Below are 6,924 nucleotides of genomic sequence, written 5' to 3'. Positions count from 1 at the left end.
TCTCAAGGACCAGACGCACTCCCCGCTCGACCCACAAAAGGATTCCGCCAGAGAGGCATTCGTCTTGTTCCACCGTCAGACACATCGAATCGCTTCGATTTCTTCGGGGGATGTCGCCTGAGCGGGACCCCGTCCGGACTGCGCATCCAGGGCTTGCACCCTGTGACCGTCTCGGCCGTTCCGTTCTCCGCCTCAGCGGCAACGAGTGATTACTCTACACAGGCCCCAGGGGGCCCGCCAACCGTCCTTCCTCCCGGGCGTGTCGCACTCCGGTGAACGGGAGCTGTCCCCCGGGTTTCCGGTGATCGACGGGGTGGACGCACCCCGGGAACGACGGAAGGCACGGTGCGAACCCGCACCGTGCCTTCCGAATGAACAGACGACCAGACGACCAGACCAACTGGACCGGACCGACTGACCGGACCGACCTACTCGGCCGCGGCCAACTGCCCGCACGCCCCGTCGATCTCCTTGCCGCGGGTGTCACGCAGGGTCGTCGGGATGCCGGCGGCGTTGAGTCGGCGGACGAACTCGTCCTGCACGTGCACCTCGGACGAGGTCCAGACGGAGCCCGGCGTCGGGTTGAGCGGGATCGGGTTGACGTGCACCCATCCCTTGCCACGCTTGTTCAGCTTCTCGGCGAGCAGGTCGGCTCGCCAGGCGTGGTCGTTCATGTCCTTGATGAGCGCGTACTCGATCGAGACACGACGGCCCGTCTTGACGTAGTAGTTGTGGGCGGCGTCGATCGCCTCGTCGGCCTTCCAGCGCGAGTTCACCGGGATGAGCTCGTCGCGGAGTTCGTCGTCGGGGGCGTGCAGGGACAGCGCGAAGGTGAGCGGGATCCCTTCGTCCGCGAGCTTGATCATCGCCGGCACGAGGCCGACGGTCGACACCGTGATGCCGCGGGCACTCATGCCGAGGCCGTTCGGCTGCGGCGCGACCATCAACCGCACCGCGTCCATCACCCGCTTGTAGTTCGCGAGCGGCTCCCCCATGCCCATGAACACGATGTTCGTCACGCGTTCGGCGTCGACGCGGTCGTTGCCGCCCTTGCGGGGATCGCCCCCGAGCTCACCGGCGGCGATCGCGGCGTTGGCCCGGACGATCTGCTCGATGATCTCGGCGGTGGACATGTTGCGGGTCAGCCCGGCCTGGCCGGTGGCGCAGAACGGGCAGTTCATGCCGCACCCGGCCTGGGACGACACGCACAGCGTGATCCGGCCGGGGTACCGCATCAGGACCGACTCGACCAGGGCGCCGTCGTGCAACTTCCAGAGGAACTTGATGGTGTCGCCGTTGTCCGTCGCGAGCCGCCGGGTCTCGGTGAGGAGCGGCGGCAGCATCCCGGCGACGAGCTGCTCCCGCTGGGCGGCGGGCAGGTCGGTCATCTTGGCCGGGTCGGACGTGTAGTGCTGGAAGTAGTGGGTCGCGAGCTGCTTGGCGCGGAACCCGGGCAGACCGAGCTCCTTGACGCGGGCCTCGCGTTCCTCGGCCGTCAGGTCGGCCAGGTGCACAGGCGGCTTGCCACGCTTCGGCGACGCGAACTGCAGGAGCGGCCGGCCGTCGGTGTCGGTGGCCTGCTTCCAGCCCTCGGTGCGCGGGCGCACCTGCGGACGAGCAGACTGCTGCTGTTCGAACGGGGTGCGGGTGTCGGAAGCCATCACTCCAGGATACGGGAGGCCCGTGATCCGTGGGGACGCCCCGTCCGGGTGGTCCTGCTGGTCACCACCAGGGCCCCCGGCGCGGTCCGCCGGGTCAGCTGCCGGCCGGCAGGACGCGGGCGAAGTGGTGCGCCGCCGAGTACATCGGGACGATGTCGACGACCTCGCCCGGGTGCGGTGCCTGCAGCACGAGCCCCTGGCCGAGGTACAGGCCGACGTGGTCGTCGTCGTCGTACACGACGAGGTCGCCCGGCAACGCCTCGGACTCGGGGATCGTGGTGGCGACGGCGTCCTGCGTCGGCACGTAGTGCACGAGCTGGATCCCCACCGCCTGGTACGCGACCATGGTGAGCCCGGAGCAGTCGATGCCCTCGTGGCTCGCGCCGCCCTCGACGTACGGGTCCCCCATGTACTGCAGGGCGGTCGCCAGGATCGTGGCCCGGTCGCCGCCGGCCGACAGCGCGGCGGACAACGCGGACTGTGCCTGCGCCGTCGTCACCCCGAACCGCAGGTCGAGCGTCGGGTAGGACACGATCGTCGTGGTGGTGGTCATGCCGTCGGTCGAGACCACGGGGACCTGCACGTCGTGCGCCACCGTGAAGGTCTGGGCGTCCTGTGCCGTGGTCGTGCCGGAGCGGGTGTCGACCGGCAGCGTGTCGGCGTTCGCGGGCAGGGCGAGCGTCAGGCTCGAGGTCACGGCGATGGCGGGGGCCAGCAGGATCGCGGCGCGCTTCGCGTTCGCGGAACGACGGATGTGCCGCGGGTCGAGTGCTCGTTCGGCACGCAGGGTGGCCGTCCGGCTCAGCACCGCGCTGCCGGCCGACGACGCGACGGGGGCGGGACGCGGCTGCATCCGCACGGTCCGGGCCGGCTTCGGGTGCTCGACGAAGGTGGAACGGGCGGCTGCGGGGCCGAGGGCCGAGCGGCGTCCGCGGGGACGGGACTGCTGCGTGTCCGGCGTCAGCGGCGCGGGATCGGCCGCGGGGTGCGTGTGCGGTCGCGCGGGGTGCGTGTGCGTCCGCGTGGGCTGACGGTCGTCGGCTGCTGCAGGCAGGGTGTGGCGTCCCATGGGTCCTTCCGGGTCGGGACCACTCGGCGGTCCGGAAAGTAACGTATTGGTCACGACGGTGTCCGCGGCTGGGCAGCGCCGGAGTGTTCCTGCAGCTGGTCACAGGAACGATCACCGCTCGCAGGCCACTCCGACGACGCGCACGGCTGTTCCGGAGCCGGCGTGCGGCCGTGGGGACGGGCTCAGACCGACGCGACCCGCATGGCGGCGGCGATCCGGGCCTCCCGGTCGGCGGCCAGACGGTCGAGGCGGGCCGACAGCGCGAGGACGGACGCGTCCACCGGACTGTCCCCCGAGATGTCCCCCGAGATCGGGACACCGGCGCGGAGCGCGAGTGGCAGGACACCCGCCCAGACGGCGTGGTCCTCGCCGTCGGCCGGGTCCTCGCCGACCCCGTGGGCACGGACCTTGACGCTCGCGCGGTCGAGGGGCAGCTGGAGGACCTGGGTGGCGCGGACCTCCTTCGCGGTCATCTCGCGCACCTCGGCTCGGCGCCCAGGCATGAGGTGGTCCGCCACCTGCCAGAGCGCTTCGGCACGCAGGTCGGTCGGGACGACGGTGGCGCGGCCGGCGATCATCGCGCTGCGGTAGTTCGCGGAGCTGTCGTTGGTGGAGCGGGCGAACACCAGGCCGTCCAGGTGGGTGACGGTCGCGGCCACCGGGATGCCCTCGGCCCCGGCGTCGAGGAACAGGCCGCCTCCGGTCGAGCCGTGCAGCAGCATGACCGGGCCGTCGCCGAGGTCCCCGACGGCGCAGAGGAAGGGCAGGACCACGGGGTGGCCGCCGCGGACGATGCCGACGTGCGCGACGTGGGCTTCGGCGAGGATCGCGTCGAGGACTCCCGGGTCGTCGGACTGGCGGTCGCGCAGGCGGCGGACGCGGAGCGAGGGACCGTCGGCGGCGGGTTCCGTGGGGTGCGGCTGGGCGTTCGGGGTGGGCATGCGCTCACGGTAGGGTCGCCAGTGGTCCGATGCGTGGACCAGTTCGGAGTGATCACGGTGGACCAGTCGAGCAAAGTGTCCGGTGTCGTGGCCCGGGTCCGCGCGATGGTGCACGACGGCACCCTGCGCGAGGGCGATCCACTGCCGTCGACGCGTGCGCTGGCGGCAGAGCTCGGGGTGGCGCGCGGCACCGTCGTCGCGGCGTACGAACAACTCGACGGCGAGGGGTACCTGCGCACGCGGCACGGTGCGGTGGCCCGGGTCGCGGCGGACGTGCACGGCCGGACGCCGGGTGGGTCGGTGGCGGGCGGCGCCGGGCCTGGCTCGCCCGTCGCCTTCGCCGCCGACGCCGTCCTGGCCGATCCGTCGCCCGCAGTGCGCATCGACTGCCGGCCGGGCATCCCCGCCGTGACCGCGATCCCCCAGCGGGACTGGCGGGCCGCCTGGCGCGCAGCGGCGTCGGCACCGCTCCGGAACGCGATCGCGGAGCCGCTCGGCTCCCCCGAGCTGCGGGCACAGGTCGTCGCCCAGCTCGGCCTGACCCGCGGGTTCACGACGACGGTCGACCGGGTGCTCGTGACCGCGGGGACCTCGGAGGCGCTGTCGCTGATCACCGAGGCGCTGCGGAGCCTGCTGGGTCGTCCACCCGTCTTCGGCGTCGAGGACCCCGGCTACCGCACCGGGCACCGGGCGATCACGAGCGCGGGCGGGACCCTCGTCGCCGTCCCGGTCGGGGAGGACGGCCTCGACCTCGACGCGCTCGAGGCTGCGGGGCCGGTCGACGCGGTGCTGGTCAGTCCGACCCACCAGTACCCGCTCGGCTCGGTGATGCCGGTGGCCCGGCGCCGTCGGCTGCTCGCCTGGGCGGCTGCGACCGGCACGGTGGTGGTCGAGGACGACTACGACTCGGAGTTCCGGCATCGCGGGACGCCCGTGCCCGCGCTGGCCGCACTCGACGCCGAGGGCGTGGTGCTGCACGTCGGCGGGTTCTCGAAGACGCTCGACCCGCGACTGCGGTGCGCCTGGGTCGTCCTGCCCTCCGCAGCAGGTGCCGGGATCGGTGTGGCGGAGGCGGTGCTGTCGGCGCGGCGTGCACGCGGCGCGGTGGTCGCCGAGCCGGTGCAGGCGGCACTGGCCCACCTGCTGCGCACGGGTGCGCTGCGGCGGCACCTGGGACGGGTGCGCCGCGACTACGCGCATCGCCGAGCCCGGATCGCGGCCCGGCTCGACGACGTCACCGGACTGGAGGCCCGTGCCCTGAACGGCGGACTGCACGCGGTGGTCACGTGGTCGGGTCCGACCACCGGGGCCGACGTCGCCGAGCGGATGGCGGACGCCGGGGTACGAGTGGCGACGCTCGAGGGGTACGGGCTCGCGCCCGGCAGCGCACCGGCGGGCATCGTGTTCGGCTACGGCGCCGTCACGCTGCCGGAACTCGACCGGGCGCTCGACGCGCTGGTGGAGTCCGTCGCGCACGGCTGACCGGTCGCCCGCCCGCACGCACGGCCACGCGGGGTCAGCGGGACTCGGCGATGCCGTTCTTCCGGGCGTTCACGAGGTCTGCGAGCGACGGTTCGCCGACGTCGCCGGGCAGTGCGTGCCCGCGGCGTGCGGCCTTGCGGACCTGTCGGTAGGTGGTGACGCGCAGGGGGTCCACCCCGTCGGCGGACTCGTAGTTCGACGGGGTGCTGGTGGTGGTCGAATCGGTCATCGCGACGGACGGTACGCGTGCCGGAGCCCGCTGGAACCGCGCCTGCGTTCCGCGGCCAAACGGCGTCCGAGCAGGGTCTCGAGGGGCGGGTGACCCCTGGTGCCGAGCGGGATTGTTCGCATAGAATGCGAACATGTTGATCACCGTCGACCCGGGGGCCCGCGCGACCCTGGCGGAACAGGTCGCCACCCAGATCCGTCACGCGATCGCCCGCGGCGAGCTCCGGAACGGCGAGCGACTGCCCGCAGCGCGCGACCTCGCGGCCTCGGTCGACGTCAACATGCACACTGTCCTGCGCGCCTACGCGCTGCTGCAGGACGACGGACTGATCGAGTTGCGGCGTGGCCGCGGTGCGACGGTCCTGCGGTCGGGCAACGCCTCGTTCGACCGGTTGCGCACGCTCGTCGACGAGCTGCGCGACCAGGCGGACACCCTCGGCGTCCCGCTCGACGACCTGTTCACGATGATCAAGGGGGCACGATGACGACACGACCGATGACCACGGGCACACGGCTGGCGGTGGTGGCACCAGGGCTCCTGGTCGCGGTGGGACTGGTGCTCACCGCGGTCCTCGCGGCGCCCGCCATGCCGTCACGGATCGCGATCCACTTCCGGACGGACGGCACAGCGGACGGCTGGGGCTCCCCCTGGACGGCGTTCTGGGTCACCCTGGCGGTGGCGCTCGTGGCCGTCGGGCTCGCGATGGGCGCGCTGCGGTGGCACGACAAGCGGACCGCGGCCACCGTGCTGCTCGTCGCGAACCTGCTGGCCGGGACCCTCGGGTCCGCCTGGGTCCTGCTGGCCTGGACGAACACGGCCGGCGACGGCACCCTGTCCCCGTGGTGGACGGTGCCGTTCCTGCTCGTCGCCGTGGTGGTCGCCGCCGTCCCCGTGCTCGCACTGTTCCGGGTCGCTGCACCCGTGCCGGCGTACGACGTCGCACCCCTGACCGTCGGGCCCGACACCCGGGTGGCCTGGCGTGCACGCGTCGGCAGCCGGTGGTTCGCGCTGCTCGGGGCGCTCGTCGTGCTGCTCGGCGTCGGGACCGCGGTCTGGACGGTGTCGGCGGGCGTGACCACGGCGGTCGTGTCCGGTCTGGCCATGGTGCTCGCGGGGCTCGCCGTGCTGGTGCTGGCGCGGGTGGAGCTCACGGTCGACCGACGGGGCATGCGGCTCACGTCCACCTGGACGAGGATCCCGCTCATGCGGGTGCCGTTGGAGCGCATCGAGTCGTGCGGCTGGGAGCAGGTGTCCCCCGGGCAGTGGGGTGGCTGGGGCTACCGGATCTCGGGCCGCGGCGTCGCCTACGTCGTGCGGTCCGGGCCGGGGCTGGTCGCACGGCTCCGCGGCGGGCAAGCGCGGATGGTGACCGTGCCCGACGCTGCGGGCGGCGCCGCAGCGCTGGGCGCACTGCTCGCCGGGCGCGAGACGATCTGACGGGGCCGGACCGGGCCTCCAGGGCGGCTGGCGAGGAGCAGCCGTGGCGGCACGGGGAACGCCCCGCCGGAAGGGGGTCGGCGGGGCGTTCCGGTCCGTGGGGAC

At 73.1% G+C, this 6,924-nt stretch carries 7 protein-coding genes; 3 read left to right on the top strand and 4 right to left on the bottom strand.

The features are described from left to right. Positions 1 to 428: 428 nt before the first annotated feature. The 3 genes from rlmN to BIU95_RS06405 all read right to left on the bottom strand — a co-directional run bounded on the left by rlmN (position 429) and on the right by BIU95_RS06405 (position 3,671). Positions 429 to 1,661: a 23S rRNA (adenine(2503)-C(2))-methyltransferase RlmN gene (gene rlmN, locus BIU95_RS06415; RefSeq protein ID WP_017885785.1), complete on the bottom strand. Its 1,233-nt coding sequence runs from the start codon at positions 1,659 to 1,661 to the stop codon at positions 429 to 431. A gap of 94 nt (positions 1,662 to 1,755) precedes the next feature. After that, a complete protein-coding gene (locus tag BIU95_RS06410) occupies positions 1,756 to 2,730 on the bottom strand; it encodes a C40 family peptidase (protein ID WP_056073354.1) in 975 nt (324 codons plus the stop codon). A 182-nt stretch (positions 2,731 to 2,912) separates the two neighbouring features. After that, a complete protein-coding gene (locus tag BIU95_RS06405; protein WP_071251022.1) occupies positions 2,913 to 3,671 on the bottom strand; it encodes a pyridoxamine 5'-phosphate oxidase family protein in 759 nt (252 codons plus the stop codon). Positions 3,672 to 3,704: 33 nt separating this feature from the next. Between BIU95_RS06405 and BIU95_RS06400 the strand changes: the two genes are divergently transcribed. Further along, positions 3,705 to 5,153 carry a PLP-dependent aminotransferase family protein gene (locus tag BIU95_RS06400; protein ID WP_071251020.1) on the top strand — a complete coding sequence of 483 codons (1,449 nt, stop codon included), beginning with the start codon at positions 3,705 to 3,707 and terminating at the stop codon, positions 5,151 to 5,153. A gap of 34 nt (positions 5,154 to 5,187) precedes the next feature. On the opposite strand, the gene BIU95_RS06395 is transcribed toward BIU95_RS06400, so the two are convergent. Beyond that, positions 5,188 to 5,382 carry a hypothetical protein gene (locus tag BIU95_RS06395; RefSeq protein ID WP_042540396.1) on the bottom strand — a complete coding sequence of 65 codons (195 nt, stop codon included), beginning with the start codon at positions 5,380 to 5,382 and terminating at the stop codon, positions 5,188 to 5,190. A gap of 133 nt (positions 5,383 to 5,515) precedes the next feature. Between BIU95_RS06395 and BIU95_RS06390 the strand changes: the two genes are divergently transcribed. Continuing rightward, complete coding sequence (locus BIU95_RS06390; RefSeq protein WP_017885790.1) at positions 5,516 to 5,866, top strand: GntR family transcriptional regulator; 351 nt, start codon at positions 5,516 to 5,518, stop codon at positions 5,864 to 5,866. Further along, entirely contained in the window at positions 5,863 to 6,819 is a 957-nt protein-coding gene (locus BIU95_RS06385; protein ID WP_031259136.1) for a DUF1648 domain-containing protein, read from the top strand. Before BIU95_RS06390 ends, BIU95_RS06385 begins: the two co-directional genes overlap by 4 nt. The last annotated feature ends 105 nt before the right edge of the window (positions 6,820 to 6,924 follow it).

Source organism: Curtobacterium sp. MCBA15_007, from assembly GCF_001864905.1.
GTDB lineage: Bacteria > Actinomycetota > Actinomycetes > Actinomycetales > Microbacteriaceae > Curtobacterium > Curtobacterium poinsettiae.
The sequence above is the reverse complement of the archived record's forward strand: the minus strand, read 5'-3'. Positions and strand labels throughout refer to the sequence as shown.